Annotated in this window: 16 protein-coding genes; 10 read left to right on the forward strand and 6 right to left on the reverse strand. The window is 51.8% G+C overall.

Going from position 1 to position 15,720, the window contains the following annotated elements; genetic code table 11:
- The first annotated feature begins 33 nt into the window (after nucleotides 1-33).
- From Q4544_RS03650 to Q4544_RS03690, 9 genes are all read left to right on the forward strand, one after another.
- Nucleotides 34-714: a lysoplasmalogenase family protein gene (locus Q4544_RS03650; RefSeq protein ID WP_303504127.1), complete on the forward strand. Its 681-nt coding sequence runs from the start codon at nucleotides 34-36 to the stop codon at nucleotides 712-714.
- A gap of 42 nt (nucleotides 715-756) precedes the next feature.
- On the forward strand, nucleotides 757-1,887 hold the full coding sequence (gene ftsY, locus Q4544_RS03655; protein WP_303504128.1) for a signal recognition particle-docking protein FtsY: 1,131 nt from the start codon (nucleotides 757-759) through the stop codon (nucleotides 1,885-1,887).
- Nucleotides 1,888-1,905: 18 nt separating this feature from the next.
- Nucleotides 1,906-2,808, forward strand: a complete 903-nt coding sequence (locus Q4544_RS03660; protein WP_303504129.1) for an EamA family transporter — start codon at nucleotides 1,906-1,908, stop codon at nucleotides 2,806-2,808.
- A gap of 36 nt (nucleotides 2,809-2,844) precedes the next feature.
- A complete protein-coding gene (locus tag Q4544_RS03665; protein WP_303504130.1) occupies nucleotides 2,845-3,450 on the forward strand; it encodes an inner membrane-spanning protein YciB in 606 nt (201 codons plus the stop codon).
- Nucleotides 3,451-3,618: 168 nt separating this feature from the next.
- Entirely contained in the window at nucleotides 3,619-3,876 is a 258-nt protein-coding gene (locus Q4544_RS03670) for a hypothetical protein (protein WP_303504131.1), read from the forward strand.
- A gap of 304 nt (nucleotides 3,877-4,180) precedes the next feature.
- Entirely contained in the window at nucleotides 4,181-5,368 is a 1,188-nt protein-coding gene (gene metZ, locus Q4544_RS03675; RefSeq protein ID WP_303504132.1) for an O-succinylhomoserine sulfhydrylase, read from the forward strand.
- Between the two features lie 110 nt (nucleotides 5,369-5,478).
- A complete protein-coding gene (gene iaaH / locus Q4544_RS03680; protein ID WP_303504133.1) occupies nucleotides 5,479-6,858 on the forward strand; it encodes an indoleacetamide hydrolase in 1,380 nt (459 codons plus the stop codon).
- Between the two features lie 170 nt (nucleotides 6,859-7,028).
- Complete coding sequence (gene folE2, locus Q4544_RS03685; protein WP_303504435.1) at nucleotides 7,029-8,129, forward strand: GTP cyclohydrolase FolE2; 1,101 nt, start codon at nucleotides 7,029-7,031, stop codon at nucleotides 8,127-8,129.
- Nucleotides 8,130-8,254: 125 nt separating this feature from the next.
- Nucleotides 8,255-9,706, forward strand: a complete 1,452-nt coding sequence (locus Q4544_RS03690) for a TrkH family potassium uptake protein (RefSeq protein ID WP_303504436.1) — start codon at nucleotides 8,255-8,257, stop codon at nucleotides 9,704-9,706.
- Here the strand turns inward: Q4544_RS03690 and Q4544_RS03695 are convergent.
- The 6 genes from Q4544_RS03695 to Q4544_RS03720 all read right to left on the reverse strand — a co-directional run bounded on the left by Q4544_RS03695 (nucleotide 9,703) and on the right by Q4544_RS03720 (nucleotide 14,787).
- Nucleotides 9,703-10,734 carry a low specificity L-threonine aldolase gene (locus tag Q4544_RS03695; RefSeq protein ID WP_303504134.1) on the reverse strand — a complete coding sequence of 344 codons (1,032 nt, stop codon included), beginning with the start codon at nucleotides 10,732-10,734 and terminating at the stop codon, nucleotides 9,703-9,705. The genes Q4544_RS03690 and Q4544_RS03695 overlap by 4 nt on opposite strands.
- A complete protein-coding gene (locus Q4544_RS03700) occupies nucleotides 10,734-11,207 on the reverse strand; it encodes a YcgN family cysteine cluster protein (RefSeq protein ID WP_303504135.1) in 474 nt (157 codons plus the stop codon). Before Q4544_RS03700 ends, Q4544_RS03695 begins: the two co-directional genes overlap by 1 nt.
- Nucleotides 11,204-12,136 (reverse strand): bifunctional riboflavin kinase/FAD synthetase, encoded by a 933-nt coding sequence (locus Q4544_RS03705; RefSeq protein WP_303504136.1) that lies wholly within the window; start codon nucleotides 12,134-12,136, stop codon nucleotides 11,204-11,206. The genes Q4544_RS03700 and Q4544_RS03705 overlap by 4 nt, the downstream gene beginning before the upstream one ends.
- A 145-nt stretch (nucleotides 12,137-12,281) precedes the next feature.
- On the reverse strand, nucleotides 12,282-12,725 hold the full coding sequence (locus Q4544_RS03710) for a MaoC family dehydratase (RefSeq protein ID WP_303504137.1): 444 nt from the start codon (nucleotides 12,723-12,725) through the stop codon (nucleotides 12,282-12,284).
- Between the two features lie 100 nt (nucleotides 12,726-12,825).
- Nucleotides 12,826-13,701: a TIGR01459 family HAD-type hydrolase gene (locus tag Q4544_RS03715; protein ID WP_303504138.1), complete on the reverse strand. Its 876-nt coding sequence runs from the start codon at nucleotides 13,699-13,701 to the stop codon at nucleotides 12,826-12,828.
- Nucleotides 13,702-13,866: 165 nt separating this feature from the next.
- Nucleotides 13,867-14,787 (reverse strand): manganese-dependent inorganic pyrophosphatase, encoded by a 921-nt coding sequence (locus Q4544_RS03720; RefSeq protein WP_303504139.1) that lies wholly within the window; start codon nucleotides 14,785-14,787, stop codon nucleotides 13,867-13,869.
- A 221-nt stretch (nucleotides 14,788-15,008) separates the two neighbouring features.
- Here Q4544_RS03720 and Q4544_RS03725 point away from each other — a divergent pair, with 221 nt between their 5' ends.
- Complete coding sequence (locus Q4544_RS03725) at nucleotides 15,009-15,665, forward strand: DUF2161 domain-containing phosphodiesterase (protein WP_303504140.1); 657 nt, start codon at nucleotides 15,009-15,011, stop codon at nucleotides 15,663-15,665.
- Nucleotides 15,666-15,720 lie beyond the last annotated feature (55 nt).

Genomic DNA, 15,720 nt, shown 5'->3' on the forward strand with positions numbered 1-15,720 from the left:
TAGGGTGGCGTCAAAAGTGACCAGAGGCCCTCTATGACTCTCATGCAAGAAATCGCATTGCGCCAATCTTTGATGTTTGGCGGATTGGTAACGGGCCTTGTTCTGGGCCTGATCTTCGCGGTGTTTCTATGCTACCGGCAACCGTCTTGGATAAAAACTGGATTTAAGCCCCTCCCAATTATCGCTTTCTTTGTGGCCGGGATCGCGAATTTCGCGGCCCCTGCCGTATTGGCGGCCTTGGCTTTTTCAGGGGGTGGAGGCATTGCATTTTCGCGCAAAGGGCGTCGCGCAATCCTGATTGGGTTATTTGCCTTCGCAATTACCCACTTAATCTATGGGCTACACTTCGTATCACAAATAGAGGGCGATACCGCGCCTTGGTGGATCATCGTTGCTATCTTGGGTGTGGCCATATCTACCGAATTCTGGCTCACACCCCACGTAGAACGCATGAAATGGCCTGTTCGGCTTTATGTCTTGTCGCTCACATTCATGGCGACAACCGCCCTGATGATCCCAAACAGTGTCCTCCCGACTGTCGGCGCCCTAGCATTCATTGCCTCAAGCGTGCTGTTTGGCTTGCGCATTTTTCGTCTGGATGAAACGTCACGCTGGGCTTGGGCCGCCGACGTGGCCGCTTGGCTATTTTACCTGATCGCACAAGCCGCAATCCTTGCTGGCACTGGCTTTGCGAACCCACTCTTTTCAATCTAGGCAAAGCACATTAGGTGAGGATAAGGAATTCCGGAGGCCCAAATGGCGTTTTTCTCAAAGCTCAAGGATCGTTTGCTAAAATCATCCTCTCGTATCGAAGAGGGGCTGGACGCAATTGTAGAAGATGGCGGTGAGGAAATCGCTGCTGAGACGGTTGAGCAATCTGTCCCTGCGTCGCCAGAGCCAGAAGCTGAGCAGCTTAAATCTGAATCGCCAACCGAAGTAACCGCGCCAAAGCCCGAGACTGCGAAACCGGCAGCGGCCCCATCTCCGAAACCGAAGAAACCCGGCTTGATTGGTCGCCTCACTGGACGTGCTCCAGCAGCGCCGGTCGTTAAACGTGTACTGGACGACGAGATGCTAGAGCAGCTCGAAGAGCTGCTTATTGCCTCTGATATGGGTGTTGATACCGCTTTGCGTGTGACCGCCAATATTGCTGAGGGCCGATTTGGTAAGCGCCTCTCAACACAGGAAATCAAAACCCTGCTGGCCGATGAAATCTCGCGCATCATGGACAGCGTGGCTAAGCCGTTGCCGCTATACCCTCAAAAGCCGCAAGTCGTATTGGTCGTTGGCGTAAATGGGTCGGGTAAAACGACTACGATTGGCAAACTGGCGAGCCAGTTCAAAGACGCCGGAAAATCCGTGGTGATTGCCGCAGGCGATACCTTCCGCGCTGCTGCAGTGGAACAACTTCAAGTTTGGGGTGATCGCGCCGGGGTTCCGGTTTTGACTGCGCCAGAAGGGTCTGATCCTGCAAGCCTTGCCTACGATTCCATGACCAAAGCACAAGAACTTGGTGCAGACTTGCTCATGATTGATACGGCAGGCCGTTTGCAAAACCGTGCTGATTTGATGGAAGAGCTGTCTAAAATCGTTCGGGTTATCCGCAAGAAGGATGAAACAGCACCGCACAACACTTTGCTGGTTCTCGATGCGACAACCGGCCAAAACGCATTGAACCAAGTTGAAACTTTTCAAAAGTTGGCGGATGTGTCTGGTCTCGTCATGACAAAACTAGACGGTACAGCCAAAGGCGGTGTTCTCGTCGCCCTAGCGGATAAATTCGGATTGCCTATCCACGCCATTGGCGTTGGCGAAAAAATTGACGATCTCTCTCCGTTCGATCCCCAAGAATTTGCCAAGGCCCTTACAGGTTTGAAAGATGATTAAGCCCACAGGCATGTGCCCGTGAGCGAATGGCTTATTTCCCTAGAAGGTACCGAGGCCGGGCATAATTTAGCGCTGGTTCTTGCATTGAGTGCCGCTTTTTTGCACGCCATATTTGGTGCTTTGCAAAAGGGGCGTCATGACCCTTGGTTAACGCGCGGCGCAATTGACATCAGTTACGCCGTCATGGCGGCACCCTTTGCCCTTTTTGTTGTGCCTTGGCCAGAGCCACATATGTGGCCGATCTTCTTCGGGGCTTTTGTCATCCACATTGGCTACAAGCTGTTGCAAGCATTTGCCTACACAAAAGGCGCCTATACAGTCGTTTACCCTGTTGTCCGCGGTACTGGCCCTTTGATCACTGTAATCGGCGCCTATCTCATCTTCCAAGAGACGTTTACCTTGATCCAATGGCTTGGCATCGCTGTGTTGTTGGTGGGTATATTCGGCCTTGCGCTGTATAACATGGTTTTCTTGAAAGCCGACCGAGCCACGCTACCTGCAGCGCTTATGCTGGCGTTTTTAACTGGCGTCTTTGTCGCTTTTTACACCACCTACGATGCCTACGGAATCCGCGCGACTGCGGACCCTTTCACCTTTTTAGCTTGGTTCTTCTTGATTGATGGCCTCGTTATGCCGTGCATCGCATTTGTGCGCTATCGGCGCATGATTGCTCCTCCGTCCATTGGTCCTCTTATGCTGCGCGGTGTGATTGGCGGGTTGGTTGCATTTGCCTCATTCGGATCAGTGATGATGGCCACGCGCCTTGATAAAGTCGGTGAGGCTGCCGTCTTGCGCGAAACCTCAACCGTTTTTGCCGCTTTGATCGGCTGGCTGGTTCTCAAAGAAACTGTTGGCCCCCGTCGCATTGCATTGATGGCTTTGATCGCAATCGGCGCCGTGATAGTTGAACTGGGCGGTTGAGACCCCACATGAGCAGAACACCAGAAGGAGCCCGAAATGGCCGGTAAAAAGATCAATCCGATGTTAAAAACCGTGCTGGAATTCGGCCCCATAATACTTTTCTTCATTGGGTATCTAAAACTGCGGGAGCAGACGTTCACTTTCGGCGGGACGGAATATGATGGTTTCATCATAATCACCGCTGCATTTGTACCCTTGCTGGCGCTCACGACATTCATTCTATGGCGCCTAACAGGGCACGCCTCTCGGATGCAAATCGCGACGCTCGTATTGGTAACGATCTTTGGTGGTCTTTCGGTTTGGTTTAATGATGACCGGTTCTTCAAAATGAAGCCGACAATGATTTACCTATTGTTTGGCGGTATGTTGGGCTTTGGATTATTGCGCGGTCAAAGCTATCTAAAATACGTCATGGAAGAGATGCTCCCTCTGAAAGATGAGGGGTGGATGATCCTCACAAAACGCCTCACAGCCTTTTTCCTAGGGCTTGCCGTGCTCAACGAAATCATCTGGCGCACGCAATCAACGGATACATGGGTCTATTTCAAAACCTTTGGCTTATCGGCTGCGGTGTTCGTTTTCTTTATGACCCAAACGGGCGTGTTTTCTCGGTACGGCCTTGAAGAAGACAAAGAGACTTAGACTCAAAGACCGGAGTACTTCCTTCGATTTACGGGGAAAGTTGCTGACCTAACATCACCTCTGACGATTTGGAATATGGCGGGCTATACCCGCCGCAATTCTGTGTCTAGGCTCATGATATTGATAATAAATGCGGCTCGGATAGGGCCCTGTTTCATGAGGTGAGTTATGAGTAAATTCGCAAAAACGGCGATAGTGATCGGGTTTGCAGCAACCTTATCGGCGTGCGACCGCACTCCATATGAATCCACTCCGGTTAAAGTCAAAAGCGAAAGTGGGACGGTGACGTGTCAGCTGTATACCGCCGAAAGAGTTATGTGGGATGAATCCATCGCGCATCCAGAGAGCATGACCAAAAGTGATGCCGATAATATTTGCCAAGCCAAGGGTCTTGAGCTTCAAGCGCAAGCCCGTTCCGCAAAGTAGAATTCGATCGCGGAAGCATCCCAAGCCTTCAAATCCAGTAGCCCGTAGTATTGCCTAAAGCGTTTGGTGAATTACGGGCTGAGGCTCTATTTACCCCCCAATCAGCGTAAACGAGTACCTCGGTGTTGACCAAACAACGGGTGCACAGTAAACCACACATCAGTGGCGATTTGTTTACCGGATTGCGGGCCACGTGGTTTTAACACCCGAATTCCGCTAAAGAGGTCAGGACGAGAGGGACCCCCTTACGCTTGGCCGTTGGGGGTTTTTTTATGCGCATTGGATCTGCGTGAAGGAGTAAGAGATGGATAACTGGAACACACGCACAAAGCTCGTGCACGGCGGTACCCGCCGGAGCCAGTATAATGAAGTCAGCGAAGCAATCTTTCTGACGCAGGGTTTTGTCTACGATAATGCAGAACAAGCCGAGGCACGGTTCATCGAAACTGGCCCGGATGAGTTCATCTACGCCCGTTATGGCAATCCAACCGTCTCTATGTTTGAACAGCGTATCGCTCTTCTAGAAGGTGCGGAAGACGCGTTTGCAACAGCTTCCGGTATGGCTGCGGTCAACGGTGCCCTGACATCGGTGTTGAAAGCCGGTGATCACGTCGTTTCCGCCAAAGCACTCTTTGGCTCTTGCCTACATATCTTGGAAAACATCCTTTCGAACTTTGGCGTCGAAGTTACTTTTGTGGACGGTCCAAACCTTGACGAATGGCGCGCCGCTGTTCGCCCAGATACAAAGCTGTGCTTCTTCGAATCCATGTCCAACCCGACCCTCGAAGTCATCGACATTAAAGGTGTGTCCGAAATCGCGCATTCTGTTGGTGCGTTGGTGGTGGTGGATAATGTGTTTTCAACACCAGTCTTTTCTAAAGCAATCGAGCAGGGCGCTGATGTTGTTGTCTACTCAGCAACAAAGCACATCGACGGCCAAGGCCGCGCGCTTGGCGGTGTTGTCTTGGGAACCAAAGATTTCATCCGCGGCACGCTTGAGCCTTACATGAAGCACACTGGTGGCTCTCTTAGCCCGTTCAATGCGTGGATCATGCTGAAGGGTCTTGAAACCATTGATCTACGTGTGCGCGCACAAGCGGACGCAGCTCTTAAGCTTGCGGAGGCTGTGCAAGGCCATCCAGCGTTAATCCGCGCGATCTACCCTGGTCTGAAAAATCACGCCCAAAATGCGCTGGTGCAAACTCAGCTTGGCGGCAAGGGCGGCACGGTCCTTTCGCTGGACATCAAAGGCGGCAAAGAGGCTGCATTCAAGTTCTTGAACGCAATGACGATTGCGGTGATTTCAAATAACTTGGGTGATGCAAAATCCATCGCGACCCACCCTGCCACCACAACCCACCAGCGCCTAAGCGACGAGCTAAAAGATGAGCTTGGCATAAGTCCGGGCCTCGTTCGCTTTTCTGTGGGCCTAGAAGACGCTGATGATCTCATTGCCGACCTCAGCGCGGCATTGGATGCGTCACAGCTCTAAGGCTTCACAATATCAATATGAAAACCGCTCGCGTTTATAACGTGGGCGGTTTTTTTGTGGATAGCACAGATTATTGGTGAATAAGTTGGTTGCAAATGATACCAATGGGCATGACCCAAGATTATTCAAGCCTTGATGCGACCGCCGTTATTGCAGGATTTCAGTCAGAAACTCTTTCGACCGAAGCCTATGCTGAATTTATTACCGACCAGGTTCAAGCCCATAGCGCCCTGAACGCAATCAGCTTCTTTGATGCATCTACGTTAAAAAGCCGGATGAGCAGCGCGTTGTCTAACCATCCGAAGGGTGCATTGGCTGGATTGCCTATCGTGGCTAAAGACAACATTAACACCACTTGTTTTCCGACCTCTGCAGGCACTCCTGCGTTGCTAGATCATGTACCAGAAAGTGACGCACCTGTGGTCAAAATGATCGACAGCGCTGGAGGCCTTATTGGTGCAAAGGCCGGAATGCACGAGTTGGCCTTTGGTATCACATCAAACAACGCGGCAACTGGTGCAATTCATAATCCAGCAGCCCCTGATTTGATTCCTGGTGGTTCTTCTGGCGGCACTGCCGCTGCCATTGGCGCGGGTATATTCCCTATGGGCTTAGGCAGCGACACGGGCGGGTCATGCCGAATTCCTGCTGCCTTGTGCGGAACAGTCGGGTATCGACCATCCAGCGGCCGGTATTCGCAAAATGGGGTGATACCTATTTCGCGTACCAAAGATACAGTCGGAAGCCTTGCGCGGTCTGTGCGTGACATTGCATTGATGGATAGCGTTTTGGCCGCTGAATCCAGCCCGATTTCCGGGGTTGATCTTGGTAACATCCGGTTAGGTGTGCCGACAAAGGGATATTACGACACGCTAGACCCAGAAGTAGAAGCCGTCATTGAAAGCGCTCTAAACGCATTGGTTAAGGCAGGTGTGACGCTTGTCGAAGTTGATGCGTCTGAACTGCTTGAGCTGAACAAAGTCACCAGTTCTCCTCTCGTCGCGGTCGAGAGCAAAGAAGGTTTGGCGCAATACCTCAAGGAGTATGCGCCGCACATTTCGTTTGACCAGCTGGTGTCACAGATTAAATCACCCGACGTTGCCAGAGTATTTGCAGCGATTGGACCAGATAGCGCACAACAGCTTTCAGCCTACCAAGAGGCCATCAACACACATATTCCAGCGATGAAGCAAAAGTATCATCAGCTATTTAACGATAATGATCTAACGGGTATGATATTTCCCACTACCCCCATAACCGCACGACCCATTGGTCAGGATGAACAGGTTTCAATTAACGGCCAGAACTACGGTACGTTTCCAACCTATGTGCGCAATACCGATCCAATTACCAACATTGGCGCGCCTGGTATCTCAATCCCTTGTCCTGTTGGGGGTGGATTGCCTGTTGGTCTAGAGTGCGATGCCTTGCCGGGACAAGATCGCGTTCTGTTGGGAATAGCGCAGGCAATCGAGCAAGCCCTTCGATAGACTTTAGCCGTTATCGCAGCGCAAACATATAGAGACCCGGACCCGGATCGTACAATTCTTGCCTATTCGCCTTTTCTTGCGACGCAATAGTACGTATTTGAGGCGTAATTGACGTTTGCGACGATAACTCGCTAAGCTAAAGTTAAAGCCTGATGCGAATGGGAATGGGTATGAATATTCAACGGTCAAAAACCGATCTGCCGGTCTCTCGCGAGGACGCAGAAAAGGCGCTCAATGACCTGCGCAAATGGGCGAAGTCCGTATCTGCGACTGAAGTTGCGGAACTTAATCCGGCGATCTCACGTCTTCTTCCCGGATTTGAGCTGACAAATTACCCGGATCTTAACCGCGAGTATCCAACAGATTTCGTAGTTGATGAAGCCTATAAGGCGACATTGCCAGACTTGCAAAACGGCCCGACAAGCTTAATCAAAGGTGCCAAAAAACAAATTCAACACGTTGGGATCTCCAACTTCCGTTTGCCGATTTCCTACCGCACCCGCGAAGGCGGGGATGTCACACTGGAAACCTCTGTTACCGGCACTGTGAGTCTCGAAGAGGACAAAAAAGGCATCAACATGAGCCGCATCATGCGCTCGTTTTACAAACATGCCGAAAAGACCTTCAGTTTCGAAGTGCTGGAACATGCGCTCGCTGACTACAAAGCCGATCTTGATAGTTTCGATGCCCGCATCCAAATGCGCTTCCGTTACCCGATGAAAATCGCTTCGCTTCGGTCTGGTCTGGAAGGGTATCAGTACTACGACATTGCGATGGAAAAGGTCGAAATGGGCGGTAAGTCCCTCAAGATCATGCATCTGGATTACGTCTACTCTTCCACATGCCCATGCTCGCTAGAGCTTTCCGAACACGCCCGCCAATCCCGCGGACAGATGGCAACACCACATTCACAACGCTCCGTCGCGCGGATTTCTGTTGTAACCAAAACCCTAAGCCGCCTTTGGTTCGAAGATTTAATTGATATGGCTCGCCGGGCCATTCCTACCGAAACACAGGTCATGGTGAAACGCGAAGACGAGCAAGCCTTTGCAGAGCTTAATGCCGCAAATCCAATCTTTGTCGAAGATGCTGCACGCTTATTTTGCCGCGAGTTACAGCAAGATGACCGCATCGGTGATTTCCGTGTCATTGCCAGCCATCAAGAAAGCTTGCACAGCCACGATGCCGTTTCGATCCTGACAGAGGGCGACACTTTCGTTTCAGGGTCAATCGATCCAAAGCTATTTACCACGTTATTCCACGTCGGATAATCGCCGCGTGGCGATCCGTGGCCTGTTTCACACGCGCACCAATTGTGTCGCCATGCCTCCGAATGTGATTTGTCAGCAAGCGCAAGTGCTTGACACGGCCTCGCGCTCGGGCCAACCCTGCCACAATGCTTGATTTTAGACCCGTCGGATATGTGATCGGCCTGTTGGTGGCCATGCTTGGGCTCACCATGTTGATCCCCATGGCGCTTGATATTGCCGAAGGCAACGGCCACTGGCCCGCCTTCTTAGAAAGTGCCTTGCTGACTGTTCTTGTCGGTGGCCTTGTCGGGCTGTCTTGTCAAAGCGGGGGCAATCGCCCCGGCCTAACACTGCAACAAACCTTTCTTCTAACAACCGGAGTCTGGCTGGCGCTTCCGTTGTTTGGCGCGTTACCCTTTGTGCTTGGAGCCACCGAAGCGCGCTTCGTCGATGCGTTTTTTGAGGCGATGTCAGGCCTCACCACAACTGGGTCCACCGTTATTTCTGGCCTCGATACGCTGCCCAAAGGCCTATTGCTGTGGCGTGGTATTCTTCAGTGGCTCGGTGGCATCGGCATCATTGTTGTAGCGATGGTATTCCTTCCGGAACTCCGGGTTGGTGGGATGCAGATCTTTCGATCCGAAGGCTTTGATACCATGGGTAAAATTCTACCCCGCGCCACTCAGATTTCGTCAAGTATTTCAACCATCTACATCAGCCTAACCATCGTCTGTGCGATTTGTTACCTGATGACCGGCATGAGCACGTTTGACGCGCTGGTCCATGCAATGACCACCGTCTCTACAGGGGGCTTTTCAAATTACGACGGATCATTTGGCACATTTTCAGGCGTGGCGGAATATGTCGCCACCGTCTTTATGATCCTCTCGGCACTCCCATTCGTACGCTACGTTCAGCTGATCAACAACAATGGCCACGCCTTAATACGCGACAGTCAAATTCATGTTTTTCTGATCACGATTGGGGTCTTGGTTGTCATTTCAACAATGGTTCTGTCGGCAAACGAAATCCAACTACCTGAACAAGCCTTCCGCGAAAGCCTGTTCAATATTACCTCCATTATTTCCGGCACAGGCTACGCCAGCGCGGATTACATGCTGTGGGGACCATTCCTCATTGCAGTCTTTTTCTTCGTGGGGTTGATCGGCGGTTGTGCGGGGTCTACGGCCTGCTCAATCAAGATTTTCCGTTATCAGCTTTTGTTTGCAACGATCAAAGTGCAGCTCCAAAAGATTCACACTCCCAGTGGTATCTTCACCCCTCGCTATCAAGGTCGCCCAGTATCCGAAGATGTCCTGAATTCTGTCATGGTCTTCTTTGTGTTCTTCATTGTGACGTTGGGCATTCTGGCCGTTTTGCTTGGTATGACCGGCCTGGATTTCATAACATCGCTTTCTGGCGCCGCATCTGCGATAGCCAATATAGGCCCGGGTCTTGGCGATACCATCGGCCCAGCGGGCCACTTCGGCTCGCTCAACGACACGGCCAAATGGCTCTTGGCAATTGGGATGCTGATTGGACGGTTAGAGCTTCTAGCGGTCTACGCGATGCTCACGCCAAACTTCTGGCGCGCCTAAGCTAAGTCGCTCAAAATCTTTAAAAACTGATCTATATGCGCGTCTTTTAAGGCCCAATCACAAACCAGCCGTATTGATACGCGTTGATCGGCCTCTCCGATAACGCTGTACATGGCACCTGCATCAACTAACCGTTGATGCGCGTCGACTGAGATATTGCAAAAGATCACATTCGCCTGTGGCTCAGAGTCAAATTCGACCTCATCAATGGATCGCAATGCTTTGACCAACCTCGCGCACGTCGCATTCGAACGCGCTGCAGAACGAGTCCACAGATCATTCGCCAAGTAACCCTGCATCTGAGCGGCCAAATAACGGTGCTTGGACATCAAATGCCCACCACGTTTGCGTCGAGCCTCAAACTCAACCGCTTTTGCCGGATCAAAAAGAATAACGGCTTCAACCCCAAAACAACCGTTCTTAGTTGCCCCAAAACTGACTGCATCTACTCCAGCTTTCCAAGACATCTCAGCTGGCGATACATCCAACGCAACCATCGCATTGGCAAACCGCGCTCCGTCCAAATGCACGCCCAACTGATGTGCATGCGCAATGTCACTCAGGGCTTTTATTTCATCAACGGAATAGATCTGCCCGAATTCCGTCACTTGTGACAAGGACAAGGCACCGGGCTTTATCCCCTGAAACCCCCGCGCCAAACTACGCTCAATTTCCGCTGTGAAATCATCCGGCTGGATTTTATCGGTATTCCCAACAAGGCTGAGCTTTGCACCTGAGTAGAATTCAGGCGCACCACATTCATCCTCTTGAATGTGGGCCATTGGCGCGCAAAATATTGTCTCATAAGGCTGAGCCAAACACGCCAGCGCCAAAGCATTCGCGGCAGTCCCAGTCGGCACCAAATAGACCAATGCTTCAGGCGCTTCGAAAATTGCACGAATTTGCGCAACAGTGTCTTGCGTCAGGTTATCTAGGCCATACCCTAACGCATAGCCCTTGTTTGCGTCATTAACGGCAGCCATAACTTCCGGGTGAGCAATCCCCGCATTGTCCGATGCGAAATACATCAGCTTGGTTCCTCGATGATGTAGTCCTCCCACTCTTCCAGTGGGACTTCGAATTCAGAAACAGTAATGTCTTTCACAGAGACCCCCGCTTTATGCACGGACTCAGCAGAGCCCGAAATCAACGGGTGCCAGTCAAATAACGGTTTGCCTTCCCATAACAGACGATACGCACAGGTGCGCGGCATCCAATAGGCGTGGGTGTCCAGATTGTCGGGCTTTAGAACGATGCATTCGGGGATGAATTCATGGCGAATATCATACTGGGCACAGCGGCAGTTGCTGTCATCCAGTAGGCGACATGCCACGCGGGTCAGTGCAACTTCACCGCTGTCTTCGTCTTCAAGTTTGTTCAGGCAGCATTTCCCACAACCATCACAAAGAGACTCCCATTCCTTCTGGTTCATCTTGCCCAAGGGCTTTCGTTCCCAGAACTTTGGTGCAAGCCCCTGACGGTCGATTGGATCTTTGCTCATAGGGCTGCCAATATTTCACGGCATTGCTGGCAATCCGCGTCCATTTGTTTAATCAGCGCATCAAGGCCGTCAAACTTGAGTTCCGGTCGCAGGTAATCAACCAAGCCAACGGATAGGTGGGTGCCATACAGGTCACCGGAAAAATCAAATAGGAAGGTTTCGATATTAGCTTGGTTTTCGCCAAACATCGGGCGCACCCCGATAGAGCTCGCTCCATGATAGGTGCCTTTGTGTGGCCCCTCTAGAATATCCACCAAAACTGCATAAACGCCAAATTTAGGCGGATGAAGCCCCTCAATCGACATATTCGCCGTTGGGAACCCCAGTTCGCGCCCACGTTGCTCGCCGCCAATCACAGGGCCATCTATGCGATGCCAATGCCCTAGCATCGCTGCAGCATCCCGAGGGCGCCCATCACTTAACGCATTTCGGATGTTGGTGGACGAGACTTGGCCTTCACCACCGGTTATCAATGGTGCAATTGTCACGCCAAATCCAAGCTCTTCGCCAAAGGCTTTCAAATCCTCGGCCGTCCCTGCACGCCCTTTACCAAAGCAAAAATCAGCCCCAACTACAACATGGGTCAATCCCAATCCCTTAACGATCACCGCTTCTGCAAACTCGCGGGGTGCGAGCCCAGCCAAAGCCGCGTTAAAGGGCAGCTCATAAAGCCGCTCAATTCCCAGCTTTTCCAGACGATGCGCGCGCGCTTCAGGGCCGGTCAGGCGAAAGGGCGGGGCGCTAGGGGCAAAATAGGACCGCGGATGTGGCTCAAAGGTCATCACACCCAGAGGCGCTTCAGGCGCAGCTTTACGGGCCAATTTAATGACGGATTGATGCCCGATATGCACGCCATCGAAATTTCCGATGGCCACACTGGCACCCTGATCCTTAGGGTTCACAAATTGATAATCTCGCACGATCCGCATGGCGAAGGGTTAGCGTCCCCAGTCAAAGCATGCAAGCCACATCACAACGTCAGCTGTGCCCTATGCTTGTTCTTGATCAAAATACCTTGGGGGTGAATTGGCCAAAGGCCAAGAGGGGGCAAAGCCCCCATCTGTTCACACCAGATCAGTCGAACTTACGCGATGGCGCCATAACCATTGCTTCGCCAATCAGAACCTTCTTACCATCCACCATGCAGCGGCAATCCAGCTTCACACGGCGACGATCCACTTCGATGCCGGTGACTTCAACCTCTGCACGCACCAGATCGCCTGGGCGCACAGGGGCTAAAAATTTCAAATTCTGGCTCATGTAGATAGTGCCGTGACCCGGAAGTTGCTCGCCAATAACGGCAGAAACCAAGCCAGCGGTTAACATGCCATGTGCAATCCGACCTTCAAAGATCGTGTCTTGCGCATAGTCATCATCCAGATGAACCGGATTGCAGTCGGTCGAGACCTCGGCAAACATCTCAATGTCTTTATCGGTTACAACCTTTTGGACATAACGCATCATGCCCATTTCAATGTCTTCGATACAGATTGTACCACGTGGCAGATTATCCAACATTCGACCTCCGATTCATCGGGCATGAAAGAATTGAGCTACGATTCACTCATTTGAGCAACTTTATTACTTCGCAACTGCAGAAAATCAAGCCCTAATTAGGTCAGCGAAGATGTCCTATTGTGAACGTTGGGTTGGATTTTTCCTTTTTAAGGTAGCCGGTTAGTGCCTTTTCATCCGGTTGGTGCGACGTTTCGGTTTCTGCAGCTGCAAGACCACCAGAAATGAACAATGAATCGATATCTTCACCCATTGCGCCGCGAATGTCGGTCAACACGCCATCGCCAATCGCCAAAATACGAGAATCGGTAATATCTGGATTGATCGCGGCCAGACGGCGGCGGGCCAGATCATAGATCGGCGGATGAGGTTTCCCGAAATACAGGCTTTCACCACCCATCTCAGTATAAAGCTGTGCCAAAGCACCCGCGCACCATTCCCGAACCTCGCCGCGATCCACGACAATATCAGGGTTGGCGCAAAGCAGTTTCATGCCCTTCGTCTTGGCATATAAGAAATCCGCACGGTTCACGGCAGGATCTGCCATCGGATCATTCGGACCACAGCACACTATGCCTTCGGCCTCTGCTAATGGCACCTTTTGAATGTGAACCGGGCTGTCCAAAAGACTGAGCGGTTCAAAAAATCCTTCGTCACGCGCCCAATCACCCATGAGGTAGACTTTTTCACCAATGGCACCCTGAAACATCGCTGACCGTGCGCTGTCGCCAGAAGTCGCGATGGTGTCATAGGCATCAACGGGCACGCCAAATTGCTCCAGCTGCTCCATTACACCTGCGCGCGGTTTGGGAGAATTTGTCACCAAAACCACAATCCCACCCTTTGCGCGGTAATCTTGCATGGCTTTCACAGCACTTGGAAAGGCGTCGATGCCGTTGTGCATGCAGCCCCAAAGATCGACAAACAGAGCGTCATAGCGGTCAGATATTTCGGAAAGCTGAGTGATGATTTTGGTCATTTTACAAGGTCCCATGGGTGTACTAGCGGGCGAATACCACATTGATCGGAATTTGTGCCAACCTTGCTGGCAACGAAAGAGAAGGCAATGGGAAAAGCCATTTATTCTTTATGAACAAAAAAGGCGCCCACTGTGGGGCGCCTTCATAACAATCTGTCGAGTGGATTAGACTTTCAGATTTGGGATGATTTGCTTTTTCCGCGACATGATGCCCGGCAGAACCACCGCATCACCAGTCACTGTCGCCCCAAAGGATTTTTCAGCGACTGTTTTCACCAGATCGTTTGGTACAAACAGTGTCGCCTCTTCGTTCAAGATGTCGACAACAAACAATAGAACCTGATCAACACCATCTTCGGCGGCAACCGCTGTCATGCTCTCCATGATGGAGGCTTGGCGATCCAGAACAATCGCTGGCGCAGTGGTTTCCAGAACCGACACGCGGAACTTTGTTCCCTCAACGGCATATTCCTTGGAATCCATACGGATCAGCTCTGCGTCAGAAAACGCGGATACGTCGGATTTTGCTGCAAACATCTCAGCCGCATAGGCTGTAATGTCCAAACCAAGATCAGCCGCCAGTTTCTCTGCCAAGGCTTTGTCGTGGTCTGTTGTGGTTGGGCTGCGGAATTCCAAGGTGTCAGACAGGATGCAAGACAGTGTCAAACCTTTGACCCATGCTGGCATTTTTGCTGCGTCGTCACCCATAAGATCATGCATGATTGTCGCGGTGCAGGCCAACGGGCGGATTGTAATATCAATCGGACCTTTGGTTTCCAGGCCACCCACCAGTTTGTGGTGGTCGATGATCGCAAGAACGTCGAGCGCATTTACGTTGTCTGGCAGTTCCGCGGGGTTGTTGGTGTCAACAATCACAGCCTGCTGACCTTCAGCGAACTCAGTCACGATACGTGGTTTTGGGCAGTCCCATTTGTTGATAACAAACAGCGCCTCTGTGTTTGGCTCGCCCAATAGGACTGCCTCGGCCGCTTGGCCTTTGATTTCGTTCAGGTACCAAGCCCAGATGATTGGGGAACCGGTGGAATCTGTGTCAGGTGATTTATGGCCGAAAACTTGGATCGTCATGATCTGTCCCTCATGCGAGAAATTGCGAATTTGCGGCGGTTATATGTGTGTCCGTGGGGGTTGTCACCCGTCAATGCTGTCCTGCGACGACAGGTCAAAGAGGGGCTTTGCCCCTCGCGCCGAAACTGCGTTTCACCGCTCACCCCAGAGTATTTAATGAAAGGTGATTGGGGTGGCGGTTCTGCGACTGGACCGTTAAGTTTTAAGTAGCAGGAGGCGCGATGAAAGAGACTGACTTATACGGGCCGGTCAAAACTTGGTTGGAAGGGCAGGGCTTTGAAGTGAAGGCCGAAATCGGTGCGGCTGATGTTGTGGCCTGTCGCGCAGGCGAAGACCCCGTGATTGTCGAGTTGAAGGTTGGGTTTTCATTGACGCTTTTGCAGCAGGCTGTCGCGCGTCAGCGGGTGAGTGATTGGGTCTATGTTGCAGTTCCTCGTTGGAAGGGAAAATCCGGTTGGCGGACCTTCAAGGGAAATGTCGGTCTGTGTAAGCGGCTAGGCATTGGCGTGATGTCCGTTCACCTTGGTGAAGGTACTGTTCAAGTTCATGCGGACCCCGCCGAATTCAAACCGCGAAAGTCAAAGCCCCGCAAGGGCGCACTGCTTAAGGAATTCGAACGCCGGGTTGGAGACCCGAACAAAGGCGGCACCCGTGGCACTGTAGTTACCGGGTATCAGCAAGAGGCCGAGCGCTGCGCTGTTTACTTGGCAGAGCATGGCGAGTGCCGGGGCAGCGATGTCGCCAAAGAAGCGGCTGCGCCTAAGGCCACGAACATTATGTACAACAATCACTACGGCTGGTTTGAAAAGCGCGCGCGTGGTGTTTATGGACTAAGCCCTGAGGGGCAAAAGATCGCTGCCGATTTGTTACGTGAATAAAATTTGAACGTTCGTGTTGACTCCCGTGAATTCCAACCCTAGCTATTTCGCTGTT

The sequence above is a fragment of the Cognatishimia sp. 1_MG-2023 genome, assembly GCF_030548175.1.
In the GTDB taxonomy this organism is placed as follows: Bacteria; Pseudomonadota; Alphaproteobacteria; order Rhodobacterales; family Rhodobacteraceae; genus Cognatishimia.